Genomic DNA, 14842 nt, shown 5'->3' with positions numbered 1-14842 from the left:
GATCGAGCTCGGCGTGCCGTTCTCCGACCCGATGGCCGACGGCCCGGTGATCCAGAAGGCCGCCGAGCGTGCGCTGGCCAGGGGCATCGGCCTGGACCGGGTGCTCGAGGACGTGCGCGCGTTCCGCCAGCGCGACGCCGACACCCCGGTGGTGCTGATGGGCTACGCGAACCCGATCGAGCGCTACGACCAGCGCCTGGGCAGCGGTCGCTTCGTCGCCGACGCGAGGGCGGCCGGCGTCGACGGCGTGCTCGTCGTCGACTACCCGCCGGAGGAGGCCGAAGGCTTCGCGCGCGCGCTGCGCGACGCCGGGCTGGACCCGATCTTCCTGCTCGCGCCGACCTCGACCGACGAGCGCATCGCCGAGGTCGGGCGCATCGCCAGCGGCTACGTGTACTACGTGTCGCTGAAGGGCGTCACCGGCGCGGGGCACCTGGACACGGACGCCGTCGCCGCGATGGTGCCGCGCATCCGCGCGCGCGTGCACGTGCCGGTCGGCGTGGGCTTCGGCATCCGCGATGCACAATCGGCGCGCGCCGTCGGCGCCGTCGCCGACGCGGTGGTCATCGGCTCGCGGCTGGTGCAGATCCTCGAAGGCACGCCGCGCGAGCAGGTGGCCGCGGCCGCCGAGCGATTCATGGCCGAGATCCGCGAGGCCCTCGACACGTTGGGAAAGGACACCGCATGAGCTGGCTCGAGAAACTGCTGCCGCCGAAGATCCAGCCGACCGACCCGAGCGAACGCCGCACGGTGCCCGAGGGGCTGTGGATCAAGTGCCCGGCGTGCGAGACGGTGCTGTACAAGACCGACCTCGAGAAGAACCTCAACGTCTGCCCGAAGTGCGACCACCATCATCGCATCGATGCGCGCTCGCGGCTCGACGCCTTCCTCGACGCCGAGGGCCGCTACGAGATCGGGCAGGAGGTGCTGCCCGTCGACGCGCTGAAGTTCCGCGACAGCAAGAAGTACCCCGACCGGCTGAAGGACGCGCTGGAGAGCACCGGCGAGACCGACGCGCTGGTCGTCATCGGAGGTGCGGTGATGAGCGTGCCGCTGGTGGCGGCGTGCTTCGAGTTCGACTTCATGGGCGGGTCGATGGGTTCGGTGGTCGGCGAGCGCTTCGTGCGCGGCGTCGAGACGGCGATCGAGCAGAAGGTGCCGTTCGTGTGCTTCACCGCCACCGGCGGCGCGCGCATGCAGGAAGGGCTGCTGAGCCTGCTGCAGATGGCCAAGACCAACGCCGCGCTGACGCGGCTGGCGAAGGCGAAGCTGCCCTACGTCTCGGTGCTGACCGACCCGACGATGGGTGGCGTGTCGGCGAGCTTCGCGTTCGTCGGCGACGTCGTGATCGCCGAACCGAAGGCGCTGATCGGCTTCGCGGGGCCGCGTGTCATCGAGAACACCGTGCGCGAGAAGCTGCCCGAGGGGTTTCAGCGCAGCGAGTTCCTGCTCGGCAAGGGCGCCCTCGACATGATCGTCGACCGGCGCCAGCTGCGTCCGACCGTCGCGAGGCTGCTCGCGCTGCTGCAGCGGCAAAGCGCCGACGCGGTGGTGTGACGGGCCGCCGGGCTCGCCGGCGCCCGCCACCTCCCGGCGGGGCCTGCGGCGGCGGGGCGGCGCAGCCGGATCCGCGCCGGACCTGGACACGGGCATCGACCCCTCACGACCGTGGCATCGACACTGGACGACTGGCTCGCGCACTGCGAGCGCCTGCACCCGAAGACGATCGACATGACGCTCGAGCGCGTCGCGGCGGTGCGCGAGCGGCTCGCGCTGCGGTTCGACGTGCCGCTGGTGGTCGTCGCCGGCACCAACGGCAAGGGCTCGTCGTGCGCGATGCTCGAGTCGATCGCGCTGGCCGCGGGTTACCGCGTCGGGCTGTACATCAAGCCGCACCTGGTGCGTTTCGAGGAGCGTTGCCGCGTCGACGGATCGCCGGTGGCGGCCGAGGCGCTGCTGCCGCACTTCGCGGCGGTCGAGGCGGCGCGCCAGGGCGTCGCGCTGACCTACTTCGAGTTCACGACGCTGGCGATCGCACGCGCGCTGGCCGCCGCGCCGCTGGACCTGGTGATCCTCGAGGTGGGACTGGGCGGGCGGCTCGACGCGGTCAACGCCTTCGACGCCGACTGCGCGCTGATCACCAGCATCGACGTCGATCACGTCGAATTCCTCGGCCACGACCGCGAGGCGATCGGGCGCGAGAAGGCGCACGTGATGCGCACCGGCCGGCCCGCGATCGCCAGTGACCCGCTGCCGCCGCACAGCGTCGTCGACCACGCGCGCGAGATCGACGCCGACCTGTGGCTCGTCGGCCGCGACTTCGCGCATAGCGGCGACCGCCAGCAGTGGAGCTGGCGCGGCCGCTCGATGCGTTTCAACGCCCTCGCGTACCCGGCGCTGCGCGGTGCCAACCAGCTGCTCAACGCCGCCGGCGTGCTCGCGGTGTTCGAGGCGCTGCGACCACGGCTGCCGATCAGCGCGCAGGCGGTGCGCCAGGGGCTGGCCACCGTCGAGCTGCCCGGGCGCTTCCAGATCGTGCCCGGGCAGCCGGTGCTGGTGCTCGACGTCGCGCACAACCCGCAGGCGGTGGCCACGCTCGCGGTCAACCTCGACCAGATGGGCTTCTACCCGCGAACGCACGCGGTGTTCGGCGCGATGCACGACAAGGACCTCGCCGAACTGCTGGCGCGCATCGCGCCGCTGATCGACGCTTGGCACGTCACCGACCTGCCGACGCCGCGCGCGGCGCGCGCCGACGACCTGGCCGCTGCGGTGCGCGCGGCCAGCCGCGCGCGCGACGTGCCGGTGCGCACGCACACCGAGCCCGCCTTGGCGCTGGCCGCGGCCGTCGTCGACGCGGACCCCGCTGATAGAATTTTGGTGTTCGGATCGTTCTACACCGTGGGGGGCGTGCTGAAGGATGGGCTGCCGCGGTTGGGCGCGAAGCACCTCGGTTGACGCCGTCCCCGGCCGCGGTGCGCGGGCCCGGTCGCGAGGCCGCGACGAACCCCACCCCGGTCGCCCCATCAACGCCCTGAGCCCTCGCGGCCGACCCCCTGCATGGCCTGGTTTCCGTTCCCGAAGCGCCGCGACCCCCCGCACGCCGACGCCACGCCGGCCGAGCAGGTGCAGCGGGCGCGCACGCGCGCGCGGCAGCGGCTGATCGGCGCGGTGGTGCTGCTCGGCGTGGGTATCGTCGGTTTTCCTCTGCTGTTCGAGACGCAGCCGCGGCCGATTCCGATCGACGTCGCGATCGAGATTCCGCGCAAGGACGCCGTGCCGCCGCTGGCCGCTCCCGCCGCGGCCGGCAGCGCACCGCAGGCCCCGGCGCGCACGCGCGCGAGCGGACAGGTGAGCGCGCCGGCTTCGGCTCCCGAGGCCGTCGCGGCGTCGGCGCCCGCGACGCCGCAGACGACGACGCGGTCCGTGACATCGCAGCCGGCGCCGGTCCAGCCACCCGAACCCGCGCCGACCGCGGTCCCGTCGGCGGTTGCGCCGGCGAAGCCGGCGGCGAACGACGACGGCGAGCGCGCACGCGCACTGCTCGAGGCACGGCCGACCGCAATGGCCGCCGCACCCGTGGCGAGCGAGCGCAGCGACGCAACGGGCGCGCGCTTCGTGGTCCAGGTCGGCGCCTTCGCCGACCGCGGCGCCGCGCAGAAGACCCGCGAACGTGTCGAGCGACTCGGGCTGAAGACCTACACGCAGGTCGTCGAGACTCGCGACGGGCCGCGCACGCGAGTGCGTGTCGGGCCGTTCGCCAGCCGCGACGAGGCCGACAAGGCGGCGGCGCGGCTGAAGACCGCCGGCCTCGCCGCCGCGGTGCTCACGCTGTGATGGCGCAGACGCTGGCTTCGGTCGGCTGGGTCGACTGGGCGCTGCTCGCGGTGGTGCTGCTGTCGGTGGCGGTCGGCCTGTGGCGTGGCCTGGTGTTCGAGGTGCTCGCGGTGCTCGGCTGGGTCGCGGCCTACGTCGCGGCCCAACTGCTGGCGGTCGACGTGGCGCCGCACGTGCCGCTGGGCGCGCCGGGGTCGGGACTCAACCGCGCCACGGCCTTCGCGCTGGTGTTCATCGCCACGCTCGTCGCGTGGGCGCTGGCGTCGCGGCTGGTGCGACTGATCGTGCACGCCACGCCGCTGAGCCTGGTCGACCGCACACTGGGTGCCGGCTTCGGGCTGCTGCGCGGCCTGTTGGGGCTGCTCGCGCTGACCACCGTGGTGACGATGACGCCCGCCCGCACCGCGCCCGAGTGGACGGCGTCGCACGGTGCACGCTGGCTGACCGGTGTGCTGCACGACATCAAGCCGATGCTGCCGCGCGCGCTGGCCGACCACCTGCGCGTGTGACGCGACGGCGTTCAATCCAAGGATCTTCCCCATGTGCGGCATCGTCGGCGTCATCGCGCAGTCCCCCGTCAACCAGCTGATCTACGACGCGTTGCTGCTGCTGCAGCACCGCGGCCAGGACGCGGCCGGCATCGTCACCATGCAGGGCACCAAGTGCTTCATGCACAAGGCGCGCGGCATGGTGCGCGACGTGTTCCGCACGCGCAACATGCGCGCGCTGCCGGGCCAGGTCGGTCTCGGCCAGGTGCGCTACCCGACCGCCGGCAGTGCCTACAGCGAGGAGGAGGCGCAGCCGTTCTACGTCAACGCGCCGTTCGGCATCGTGCTGGTGCACAACGGCAACCTGACCAACGCCGCGGCGCTCAAGGGCGAGCTGTTCGCGGTCGACCGGCGTCACATCAACACCGAAAGCGACACCGAGGTGCTGATCAACGTCGTCGCGCACGAACTCGAACGCTCGGCGCGCGACCTGCCGCTGACCCCCGAGATCGTGTTCGACGCGGTGGCCGCGGTGCACCGGCGCGTCAAGGGCTCGTACGCGGTGATCGCGCTCATCGCCGGCCACGGACTGCTGGCGTTCCGCGACCCTTGCGGCATCCGCCCGCTGGCCTTCGGCGAGGGCGAGTCGGCCGGTGGACGTGAGGTGATGGTGGCCAGCGAGTCGGTGGCCATCGAGGGCACCGGGCACCGCTTCGTGCGCGACGTCGCGCCGGGCGAGGCGATCTTCGTCGATCTCGAGGGCCGCGTGCATGCGCGCCAGTGCGCGCAGCATCCGCAGCTGTACCCGTGCCTGTTCGAATACGTGTACCTCGCGCGCCCCGACTCGGTGCTCGACGGCATCTCGGTCTACCACGCGCGGCTGAACATGGGCGAGACGCTGGCGCAGCGCGTGATCTCGACGATGCCGCCGTCGGCGATCGACGTCGTGATTCCGGTGCCCGAGTCGAGCCGCCCCAGCGCAATGCAGCTGGCGCAGAAGATCGGCAAGCCGTACCGCGAAGGTTTCGTGAAGAACCGCTACGTCGGGCGCACCTTCATCATGCCGGGGCAGGCGGTGCGCAAGCGCAGCGTGCGCCAGAAGCTCAACGCGATCGGCATGGAGTTCAAGGGGCGCAACGTGCTGCTCGTCGACGACTCGATCGTGCGCGGCACGACGAGCAAGGAGATCGTGCAGATGGCGCGCGAGGCCGGCGCGAAGAAGGTCTACCTCGCGTCGGCCGCGCCGCCGGTGCGCTACCCGAACGTCTACGGCATCGACATGCCCACCGCCGAGGAACTGATCGCGCACGGCCGCAGCGTCGAGGAGATCCGCCAGTTCATCGGTGCCGACGCGCTGGTCTACCAGGACCTCGAGCCGATGCAACGCGTCGTGCGCGCGCTGAACCCGCGCCTGGCCGGCTTCGAGGCCTCGTGCTTCGACGGGCACTACATCACCGGTGACGTCAGCGCGTCGGACTTCGCGGCGATGCGCATGCAGCGGCTGGCGCAAGGCGACGAAGACGAAGGCGCCGAGCGCTCGCGGCTGGCGCTGCAGAACGGCGTGGAGTCCGGCGCATGACGCGCCAGGGCGGCATTGCGCGCGTCGACCTGCCGGCGGGCGCGCACCGCGACACGCTGGCGGTGCGCGAGGGCCTGCCGCGCACACCTTGGGGCGAGAACTCCGAGGCGCTGTTTCTCACCAGTTCGTTCGTGCATCCCAGTGCGGCGAGCGCCGCGGCGCGCTTCGCCAACGAGGAGGAGGCGTTCGTCTACAGCCGCTTCGGCAACCCGACGGTGGCGATGATGGAGCGGCGCCTGGCCGCGCTCGAGGGCACCGAGGCATGCATCGGCACCGCCAGCGGCATGGCAGCGATCCTGCTGCTGGTGATGGGCCTACTCAAGGGCGGCGACCACGTGGTGTGCTCGCACAGCGTGTTCGGCTCGACGATCCGCCTGCTGCAGGACTTCGGCAGGTTCGGCGTCGAGACCACGTTCGTGTCGCAGACCGACGTGGCCGAGTGGCGCGCCGCGTTGAGGCCGAACACGAAGCTGCTGTTCGCGGAGACGCCGAGCAACCCGCTGACCGAGGTCTGCGACATCCGCGCGCTGGCCGACATCGCGCACGGGCACGGTGCGCTGCTGGCGGTCGACAACTGCTTCTGCACGCCGGCGCTGCAGCGCCCGCGCGAACTCGGGGCCGACCTGATCGTGCATAGCGGCACCAAGTACCTCGACGGGCAGGGGCGCGTCGTCGCCGGCGCGGTGTGCGCCGACGAGGCGGTCGTCGACGGCAAGCTCGTGCCGGTGATGCGCAGTGCAGGGATGAGCTTGTCGCCGTTCAACGCCTGGGTCGTGCTCAAGGGGCTGGAGACACTCGCCATCCGCATGCAGGCGCAGAGCGCCCGTGCGCTCGAGCTGGCGCAGTGGCTGCAGGCGCAGCCGCAGGTCGAACGCGTCTACCACCCTGGGATGTCGACGCACCCCCAGCACGCGCTGGCGATGACGCAGCAAGGCGGCGTCGGCGGCCCGGTGCTGTCGTTCGTCGTGCGCGGCACCGGTGCCGAGGCGGCACGCCGCCACGCGTTCGCGGTGATCGACGCGACGCGCATCTGTTCGATTACCGCCAACCTCGGCGATACGAAGACGACGATCACGCACCCAGCAAGCACTTCGCATGGGCGCCTGACCGAGGCGCAGCGCCAGGCCGCCGGCATCGTGCAGGGGCTGATCCGCGTCGCGGTGGGCCTCGAGCACGTCGACGACCTGAAGGCCGACCTCGCGCGTGGCCTGGCCACGATCACCGCATGAGCACCGTTCGCGATCCATCCGTGCGCACCCGCTTCGCGCCGAGCCCGACCGGCTTCATCCACCTCGGCAACATCCGCTCGGCGCTGTACCCCTGGGCGTTCGCGCGCGCCAACGGTGGCGCCTTCATCCTGCGCATCGAGGATACCGACGTCGAGCGCTCGACGCAGCAGGCGGTCGACGTCATCCTCGAGAGCATGCGCTGGCTCGGTCTCGACCCCGACGAGGGGCCGCACTACCAGATGCAGCGCATGCCGCGCTACCGCGAGGTGGTCGCGCAGCTGCTGGCCAGCGGTCATGCGTACCGCTGCTACATGACGCCCGAGGAGCTCGACGCGCTGCGCGAGCGGCAGATGGCGGCCAAGCTCAAGCCGCGCTACGACGGCACCTGGCGCCCCGAGCCGGGCAAGACGCTGCCGCCGGTGCCACCGGGCGTGCGGCCGGTGATCCGCTTCAAGACGCCGGAGGGCGGCGTCGTGTCGTGGGACGACAAGGTCAAGGGCCGGGTCACGTTCCACAACGACGAACTCGACGACCTCGTCATCGCGCGGCCGGCGCCCGACGGCAGCGCGCCCGACGCGATCGGCGCGCCGACGTACAACTTCTGCGTCGTCGTCGACGACATCGACATGCGCATCACGCACGTCATCCGCGGCGACGACCACGTCAACAACACGCCGCGCCAGATCCACGTCTTCCGCGCGCTCGGCCACGAGCCGCCGGTGTATGCGCACCTTCCCACCGTGCTCAACGAGCAGGGCGAGAAGATGAGCAAGCGCCACGGCGCCAAGCCGGTGACGCACTACCGTGACGAGGGCTTCCTCGCCGACGCCGTCGTCAACTACCTCGCGCGGCTGGGCTGGAGCCACGGCGACGACGAGATCTTCACGCGCACGCAGCTCATCGCGTGGTTCGACCTGGACCACCTCGGCCGCAGCGCCGGCCAGTTCGACGAGGCCAAGCTGCGCTGGGTCAACGCGCAGCACCTCAAGATGACGGCCGACGAGGCGCTCGCGCCGCTGGTGACGGGCCAGCTCGCGCGACTGGGCTTCACCGACCTGTCGGGCCTCGAGCTGCCACGCGCGATCGCGCTGTTCAAGGACCGCTGCGCGACCACCGTCGAGATCGCCGAGTGGCTGGGCATGTACTTCGCGCACCCGACCCCGCCGGCCAACGAGGTCGCGCGACACGTCACCGAGGCGGTGCGCCCGGCGCTGCGTGCGCTGCGCGACCGTCTCGCCGAGGTCGAGTGGACGAGCGCGGGCATCGGCGACGCGATCAAGGCCACGCTCGGCGAGTTCAAGCTGAAGATGCCGCAAGTGGCGGTCCCGTTGCGTCTGCTGGTGTGTGGCCGCGCGCAGACGCCGTCGATCGACGCCGTGCTCGCGCTGTTCCGTCGCGACGAGGTGCTCGCGCGTTTGCAGCACGTCTGAACTTCGGCCTATAATCTGCCTCTTGCTTGAACAGCGCCGGGGGTATAGCTCAGCTGGGAGAGCGCTTGCATGGCATGCAAGAGGTCAGCGGTTCGATCCCGCTTACCTCCACCAAGGAACAACGCGTCAAAAGAAGAACAACGAGTCCCGTTCGTCTAGAGGCCTAGGACACGACCCTTTCACGGTTGTAACAGGGGTTCGAATCCCCTAGGGGACGCCAAGTCGGTCGGCACTTGCAGGGCAACCTGGAACGCCGTCACCGCTGCGGAGCGGTAGTTCAGTTGGTTAGAATACCGGCCTGTCACGCCGGGGGTCGCGGGTTCGAGCCCCGTCCGCTCCGCCACCGTACATGCGGTCCGCCGCGAAGACGCCCACCCGCCGGTGGGCGTTCTTTCTTCCAGATTGGAACGTGCGTTGCGGTCCCCTCCGTGGCCGTCCGTTGACGCCGTGGCCCGCGGCGATCGATGCGCGATGTTGGAGCCTCCAACATCGCAGCGGTGCCATGACCCCTGTGCTCACGCTGCGAGAGCCCCCTCGGAGGGATCCGTGGCCTTTCCGTCAGGCCTGTGAACACCCGCGTCCGGTTTCTGCAAGACGACGACCAACGTACCCTTGGCAGCACAGCGAAGCTGCGCGCGGCGGCCGCGTGACCCGTCGCAAGGCGGCCGGGGTGGGGTCGCGGCCGGCGCATCGACCTCATGCCGAGGTGCGACTTGCGCGGCGCGCTGGCCAGATCCGCCGCCGCGGGCTAGACTTGCGCCATGGTCGCCAGGATCACGCTCAACACCACCCGCCGCGCGCAGCTTGCGCTCGGCGGAGGTGCGGCATGGCGCCGAGCGCCGGCTGCACTCTCCTGAGCCCGGCGATCCCCCTCCACGCATTCATCGCGCACCTTCGATCGCCGGGCTCTCGAGAACCCGCGCTGCCGGCACACCGGCACCGAACCGATCGACAGGAGTCGCCATGTCCATGACCGTTTCCCCTGTGCACGCCGAGCGCGTGCTCACCGTGCTCGACCACGTGCGCCTGGCCGGCCTGCTGCGCCGCGGCGCGCAGCAAGCGCACGCGCCTTCGTCGACGCTGGTCGACCTGATCGACGCCGCCGACCTGGTGCCGTCACGCGAGGTCGATCCCGACGTCGTCACGATGTACACGCAGGTGCTGGTTGCCGATGCCGACGGCACGCGACGCAAGCTGACGCTGTGCTACCCGAGCGACGCCGAGCCCGAGTCCGGGTTCGTCTCGGTGCTGTCGCCGGTCGGTGCGGCGTTGCTCGGCCAGCGCGTCGGCGGCACCGCACGCTGGACCACGCCAGGCGGCGAGACGCGCACGGCGGAGATCGTCGCGATCCTGTTCCAGCCCGAGGCGAGCGGCGACTACACGACCTGAGACGGCTCGGGCGCGCCGGCGGCGGGCTGCGCGGCGGCCGCCGGCCTCGGCTGCCAGCGTGCGGCCAGCACGCACAGCGTCCAGCACAGCCACGCCGACCACAGGTTGTGGCTCGCGAAGTGGGCGCCGCGTGCGGTCTGCGCGGCGCCGAACAGCAGCCCGGCCGCGAGCACCGCGGCCAGCCATTTGCGCGCGACGCGCGGGTCGTGCTCGCGCCACAGGAAGTACGCGCCGAAGAAGGCGAACGCCGCCACCGCGTGCCCGGACGGAAAGCAGTGCCCGGGCCCGCCGTCGGCGACGCCGAACCACCAGTGCGGCACATGGCGCGCGTGGCCACCGAACTCGGCAAGGTCCCACGGGCAACTGGTCAGGCTGGCGCGCTTGAGCGCCGGCACCAGCAGCAAGGCCGCGACGGTGACGGCGAGCCAGTAGCCGCGTGCCGCCGGCGCATGCCGGCCGCGGTGCGGCCACAGCGCGTGCAGCGCCATGCCGGCCAGCGCGACGCCGGACAGCCAGCGTCCACCATCGTGAAGCAGCGTGCGCGCCCACCAGGCGTCGCGTGCGAAGAAGCCACCGCCGTCGGCGAAGGCGCGCGAGAGCGGCAGGTCCAGGCCCGCCAGATCCCACACCACGACCGCCGCCAGCGCGGCCAGCGTCACCACCGCGTCGCGCCGTGCGTGCGGCGCTGCGCCCGACGGGGTCGACGCGGGCACGGCGCTCACGACGCGTCGCTGCGGCAGCCGGCGACCAGGTCCCACGCCGGGTCGTGCAGTGCGGTGCGCACGTCGAGCAGCCCGAGCACGGTGTGGAACAGGTGGTCGTGGCTGGCCGGGCGCATCGCGCGGCGCGACAGGCACGCGGTGTCCAGCCCCGCCGCGTGCGCGAAGCCGTCGCTGGTCCACAGCAGCATCGGCACCTTGGTCTGCTGCGGCGGCGCGATCGCGTACGGCACGCCGTGCAGGAACAGCCCGTGCTCGCCGAGCGACTCGCCGTGGTCGGACACGTACAGCATCGCGCTGTCGACCTGCGGCGCGTGCGCCTGAAGCTTGGCGACCAGCGCGGCGAGCACGTGGTCGGTGTACAGCAGTGCGTTGTCGTAGGCGTTGACGATCTCTTCGCGGCTGCAGTGCTGCAGTTCGTCGCTGGCGCACGCCGGCTGGTGGCGCGCGAACGCCGGCGGGTAGCGCCTGAAGTACGACGGGCCGTGGTTGCCCAGCATGTGCAGCACCCACAGCTGCGTGCCGCGGGCCGCGCCCAGCCGGTGGTCGATGTCGTACAGCAGCGCCTCGTCGAGGCAGCGCCCCTGCGCGCACAGCCCGGGCGGGTTCAGCGTCGCGACATGGTCGTTCGGCAGCGTGTCGCACACGCCCTTGCAGCCGGTCTGGTTGTCGCGCCAGTGCACCTGCACGCCGGCGCGCGCCGCCACGTGCAGCAGTGACTCGCTGCTGCGGATGCGCGCGGCGTCGTAGTCGCGCCGGCCGACCGGCGCGAACATGCATGGCACCGAGGTCTCGGTGTCGGTGCCGCAGGCGGTGACGTCGGCGAACGACACCAGCGGCAGGCGCGCCAGCTGCGGCGTGGTCTGCCGTGCGTAGCCGTTGAGGCCCCAGTTCTCGGCGCGCGCGGTCTCGCCGACCACCAGCACCAGCACGCGCGCTCGGCGCTGCGTGCGCCAGCTCGGCCCAGGCGCCGCGTCGAGCCCGATCGGCGTGCGCGGCCGGGCCGCGCCGCGTGTGTCGGCGGCGGCCACGCTGGCCACCGACCACAGCAGGTTGGCCGGCGTGATCAGGTAACGCGCCTCCTTGTGGTTGCGCATCAGCGACGCCAGCGGCTGGTACACCGCCACCAGCGCCGCCACCGCGCAGGCCAGCGCGCCGAGCAGCCAGGCGCCGCGCACCGCGGCGGCGCTGCGCCACGGTCGCGACACGATGCGCACGCGCGCCAGCAGCGTCAGCGGCAGCGCGGCGTACAGCGCCAGGTGCGGCAGCAGCGTCCAGCCCAGCAGTTCACGCGCTTCGGCGACGTCGGTGTGCAGCGTGCTGCGCAGCATCGACGGGTCTAGGTACACGCCGTAGGTCTGCATGTAGTACGTCGCGAACGCGGTGGCCACGGTCATCGCGGCCAGCAGCGGCTTGACGGTCCAGCGGTTGGCCACCAGCGCGAGCAGCAGCAGGTGCAGCGCGACGAGCCCCACCGCCAGAGCGGCGGCGAAGCCCCAGGTCGCGGCGTCGCCGGGCGATCGCCCGTGCAGCGCGGCGGCGAAGAACCGGCCGTTGGCCGCCAGCGTCCAGAACAGCGCCGCGATCAGCAACAGCGGTTCGACGGTGATCGCCAGCGCGGCGCGCGGCCGTTCGGCGCAAGGGGTGGGGTGGTCGGGGCGGGACATCGCGCGCATTGCAGCCTGCTCGGCTGAAGCCCGCCTGAAGCCGCGTGGTGGTACCGTTCGCGCCGCTGAACGACTGGCGCGCGGATGCGACTGCTGCTGCTCGAAGACGACGACATCCTCGGCGACGGGTTGCAGGCCTTCCTGCGCGCCGAAGGGCACCAGGTCGACTGGTGCCGCGCGCTCGCCGACGCCGAGGCGCTGCGCGGCGAGCCCTACGACGCGCTGCTCGTCGACTGGCAGCTGCCCGACGGCTCGGGGCTCGACTGGCTGCGCAAGCGTCGCGCCCACGGCGACGCGACGCCGGCGCTGATGCTCACCGCGCGCGACCGCCTCGGCGACCGCGTCGAGGGGCTGGACAGCGGTGCCGACGACTACCTCGTCAAGCCCTTCGCGCCCGAGGAACTGGTCGCGCGGCTGCGTGCGGTCGGCCGGCGCGCTGCGGGCGGGGCGGCGTCGCGCCGGCGTTTCGGCGCCGTCGAAGTCGACCTGGCCGCACGCACCGCCTTCGTCGACCGTCACGCCGTGCCGCTGACGGCGCGCGAGTGGGCGCTGCTCGAGGCGATGGTGCTGCGTGCCGGGCGCATCGTGCCCAAGGCCGAACTCGAGAAGCTGGTGCACGGCTTCGACGCCGAGATCGCCAGCAACGCGATCGAGGTGCACGTCTCGGCGCTGCGGCGCAAGCTCGGCCACGCGCTGATCGAGACCGTGCGCGGGCTGGGCTATCGCATCGGCGCGATCCGGTGATGGCGCTGCCGTCGATCCGCCGCCGGCTCGCCGACGCGCTGCTGTGGTGGTCGCTGGCGTGGAGCGTCGCGGTGGCCGCCGCGGTGTGGCTGGCGGCACGCCACGAGGTCGACGAACTGCTCGACGACACCCTGCGCGCCTCGGCCGAAGTGCTCGGCGCGATGCTCGCGGGCACGCCGGCGGCGCCTCCGCCGCCCGCGCAGGCCGGCGGGCGCTTCGCGTGGCAGGTGGTCGACGCGCAAGGTGGCATGCGCGCCCGCTCGGCGCAGGCGCCGGCGCAACCGCTGCACGCCACGCCCAGCGCCGGCTTCAGCGACACCGCCGACTGGCGCGTGTTCGGTGCGCCGCTGGGTGGCGACGGGCGCATGCTGTACGTCGCGCAGACGCGCGCCGAGCGCGTCGAGGCGCACGCCGAGGTCGTGCTCGGCGCGGTCACGTCGGCATTGGCGATCGGGCTGCTGGGGCACCTGTGGTTGCGCGCGCGCGTGCGCCGCGAGCTCGAGCCGCTGCAGCGCCTGTCGTCGCGGCTGGCTGCGCACGACCCGGCGGCCGATCCGCCGCGCGACGGCGCAGGGCTCGGCGCGGCCGAGCGCGACGAACTGCAGCCGGTGCACGCCGCCATCGACACGCTGACGCAACGGCTGGCGCAGCGCATCGCCGACGAGCGTGCCTTCGCCGGCCACGCGGCGCACGCGCTGCGCACGCCGCTGGCGGGCATCGACGCGCAGCTCGCGGCGGCGCTGCGCGAGGCGCCACCGGCGCTGCAGCCGCGGCTGCAGCGCGTGCGCGACGCCGCGGCGCGACTGCAGGCGGTGGTGGCGGCGCTGCTCGGGCTGTTCCGCAGCGGCGCCGCGCCGCGCCGCGAGCGTGTCGCGCTGGGCGCGCTGCTGGCGCGACTGCCGCTCGACGGGCTGGTGGCGCAGGTCGACCCCGCGGCGACGATCGACGCCGACCCCGACCTGCTCGCCGCCGCGCTGATCAACCTGTTCGACAACGCGCGGCGCCACGGTGCGACGCACGTCGAGGTCGGCGTCGGCGCGCCGGCCACGCTGTGGCTGCGTGACGACGGTGACGGCGTCGACGCGCCACGGCGCGCCGCGCTGCAGGCCGCGATCGACGCGCAGGACTACGAGGGGCGCACCGGCCTGGGCCTGATGCTGGCCGACCGCATCGCGCGTGCGCACGGCGGCTCGCTGCACCTGCCGCAGGTGCAGCGCGGCTTCGCGGTCGAGCTGCGGCTGGGCACGCGCTGAGACCGGTGCCGGCGACGCCGCGCAACGCGCGCCGCGTGCGCGCCGCGCGCTTCAGACCCGCTTCAGGTGCCGTGGCCAGAATCCGGCGTCCATCTGTCACCACGACGCCGCCGATGATCCACGACACACCCACCGCCAGCGCCTACAAGAGCCGCGGCGGGCTGCGCCGGCTCGTCGACGCGCTGGGCTACTCCTGGGCCGGGCTGCGCGCGGCGGTGCGTCACGAGGCGGCGTTTCGCCAGGAACTGTTGCTCGGCGCGCCGCTGGTCGCCGTCGCGCCGTGGGTCTCTCCGGGGCGGGGTCAGACGCTGGCGCTGATCGGCGTCGTCGTGCTGGTGTGGGTCGTCGAGCTGCTGAACTCGGCGCTCGAAGCGCTGGCCGACGCGGTGTCGCCGCACGCGCACCCGCTGCTCGGTCGCGCGAAGGACCTGGGCAGTGCCGCGGTGATGCTTTCGCTGGTGTTCGCGGCCGGCACCTGGGCGCTGCTGCTGTGGCGCTGAGCGACCA

The 14842-nt window shown here is 72.6% G+C and carries 14 protein-coding genes and 3 tRNA genes; 15 read left to right on the top strand and 2 right to left on the bottom strand.

The window, feature by feature from the left end:
- The 12 genes from trpA to PKC53_RS14285 all read left to right on the top strand — a co-directional run.
- The coding region (gene trpA, locus PKC53_RS14340; RefSeq protein WP_324429750.1) for a tryptophan synthase subunit alpha at positions 1 to 688 on the top strand (688 nt) is incomplete at its 5' end.
- Positions 685 to 1557 carry an acetyl-CoA carboxylase, carboxyltransferase subunit beta gene (accD, locus tag PKC53_RS14335; protein ID WP_324429748.1) on the top strand — a complete coding sequence of 291 codons (873 nt, stop codon included), beginning with the start codon at positions 685 to 687 and terminating at the stop codon, positions 1555 to 1557. The genes trpA and accD, both read left to right, overlap by 4 nt.
- A gap of 111 nt (positions 1558 to 1668) precedes the next feature.
- Positions 1669 to 2958: a bifunctional tetrahydrofolate synthase/dihydrofolate synthase gene (gene folC / locus PKC53_RS14330; protein ID WP_324429745.1), complete on the top strand. Its 1290-nt coding sequence runs from the start codon at positions 1669 to 1671 to the stop codon at positions 2956 to 2958.
- 102 nt (positions 2959 to 3060) lie between these two features.
- Positions 3061 to 3837, top strand: coding sequence for an SPOR domain-containing protein (locus tag PKC53_RS14325; RefSeq protein WP_324429743.1), 777 nt, complete (start codon positions 3061 to 3063; stop codon positions 3835 to 3837).
- Entirely contained in the window at positions 3837 to 4346 is a 510-nt protein-coding gene (locus tag PKC53_RS14320; protein WP_324429741.1) for a CvpA family protein, read from the top strand. The genes PKC53_RS14325 and PKC53_RS14320 overlap by 1 nt, the downstream gene beginning before the upstream one ends.
- A 31-nt stretch (positions 4347 to 4377) precedes the next feature.
- Positions 4378 to 5904 (top strand): amidophosphoribosyltransferase, encoded by a 1527-nt coding sequence (purF, locus tag PKC53_RS14315; RefSeq protein WP_324429739.1) that lies wholly within the window; start codon positions 4378 to 4380, stop codon positions 5902 to 5904.
- Positions 5901 to 7133 carry an O-succinylhomoserine sulfhydrylase gene (locus tag PKC53_RS14310; RefSeq protein ID WP_324429737.1) on the top strand — a complete coding sequence of 411 codons (1233 nt, stop codon included), beginning with the start codon at positions 5901 to 5903 and terminating at the stop codon, positions 7131 to 7133. The genes purF and PKC53_RS14310 overlap by 4 nt, the downstream gene beginning before the upstream one ends.
- A complete protein-coding gene (gene gltX, locus PKC53_RS14305; RefSeq protein WP_324429735.1) occupies positions 7130 to 8563 on the top strand; it encodes a glutamate--tRNA ligase in 1434 nt (477 codons plus the stop codon). Before PKC53_RS14310 ends, gltX begins: the two co-directional genes overlap by 4 nt.
- Before the next feature lie 38 nt (positions 8564 to 8601).
- Positions 8602 to 8677 (top strand) — tRNA-Ala (locus PKC53_RS14300).
- A gap of 30 nt (positions 8678 to 8707) precedes the next feature.
- A tRNA-Glu gene (locus PKC53_RS14295) sits at positions 8708 to 8783 on the top strand.
- Positions 8784 to 8829: 46 nt separating this feature from the next.
- Positions 8830 to 8906 (top strand) — tRNA-Asp (locus PKC53_RS14290).
- A 626-nt stretch (positions 8907 to 9532) separates the two neighbouring features.
- The gene (locus PKC53_RS14285; protein WP_324429753.1) at positions 9533 to 9952 is read left to right on the top strand and encodes a GreA/GreB family elongation factor; all 420 of its coding nucleotides are present in this window, start codon (positions 9533 to 9535) and stop codon (positions 9950 to 9952) included.
- Here PKC53_RS14285 and PKC53_RS14280 read toward each other — a convergent pair.
- On the bottom strand, positions 9940 to 10674 hold the full coding sequence (locus PKC53_RS14280; protein ID WP_324429733.1) for a phosphatase PAP2 family protein: 735 nt from the start codon (positions 10672 to 10674) through the stop codon (positions 9940 to 9942). The two genes, PKC53_RS14285 and PKC53_RS14280, sit on opposite strands and share 13 nt — an antisense overlap.
- Positions 10671 to 12338 carry a phosphoethanolamine--lipid A transferase gene (locus PKC53_RS14275; RefSeq protein WP_324429731.1) on the bottom strand — a complete coding sequence of 556 codons (1668 nt, stop codon included), beginning with the start codon at positions 12336 to 12338 and terminating at the stop codon, positions 10671 to 10673. Before PKC53_RS14275 ends, PKC53_RS14280 begins: the two co-directional genes overlap by 4 nt.
- Before the next feature lie 84 nt (positions 12339 to 12422).
- On the opposite strand from PKC53_RS14275, the gene PKC53_RS14270 reads away from it, so the two are divergent.
- From PKC53_RS14270 to PKC53_RS14260, 3 genes are all read left to right on the top strand, one after another.
- A complete protein-coding gene (locus tag PKC53_RS14270) occupies positions 12423 to 13082 on the top strand; it encodes a response regulator transcription factor (protein ID WP_324429729.1) in 660 nt (219 codons plus the stop codon).
- Positions 13082 to 14335 carry a HAMP domain-containing sensor histidine kinase gene (locus PKC53_RS14265; RefSeq protein WP_324429727.1) on the top strand — a complete coding sequence of 418 codons (1254 nt, stop codon included), beginning with the start codon at positions 13082 to 13084 and terminating at the stop codon, positions 14333 to 14335. The genes PKC53_RS14270 and PKC53_RS14265 overlap by 1 nt, the downstream gene beginning before the upstream one ends.
- A 113-nt stretch (positions 14336 to 14448) precedes the next feature.
- On the top strand, positions 14449 to 14835 hold the full coding sequence (locus PKC53_RS14260) for a diacylglycerol kinase (protein WP_324429725.1): 387 nt from the start codon (positions 14449 to 14451) through the stop codon (positions 14833 to 14835).
- Positions 14836 to 14842 lie beyond the last annotated feature (7 nt).

This window comes from Azohydromonas sp. (assembly GCF_035325925.1).
Classification (GTDB): domain Bacteria; phylum Pseudomonadota; class Gammaproteobacteria; order Burkholderiales; family Burkholderiaceae_C; genus Calidifontimicrobium.
This window is presented reverse-complemented; position numbering and strand designations above follow the sequence as displayed.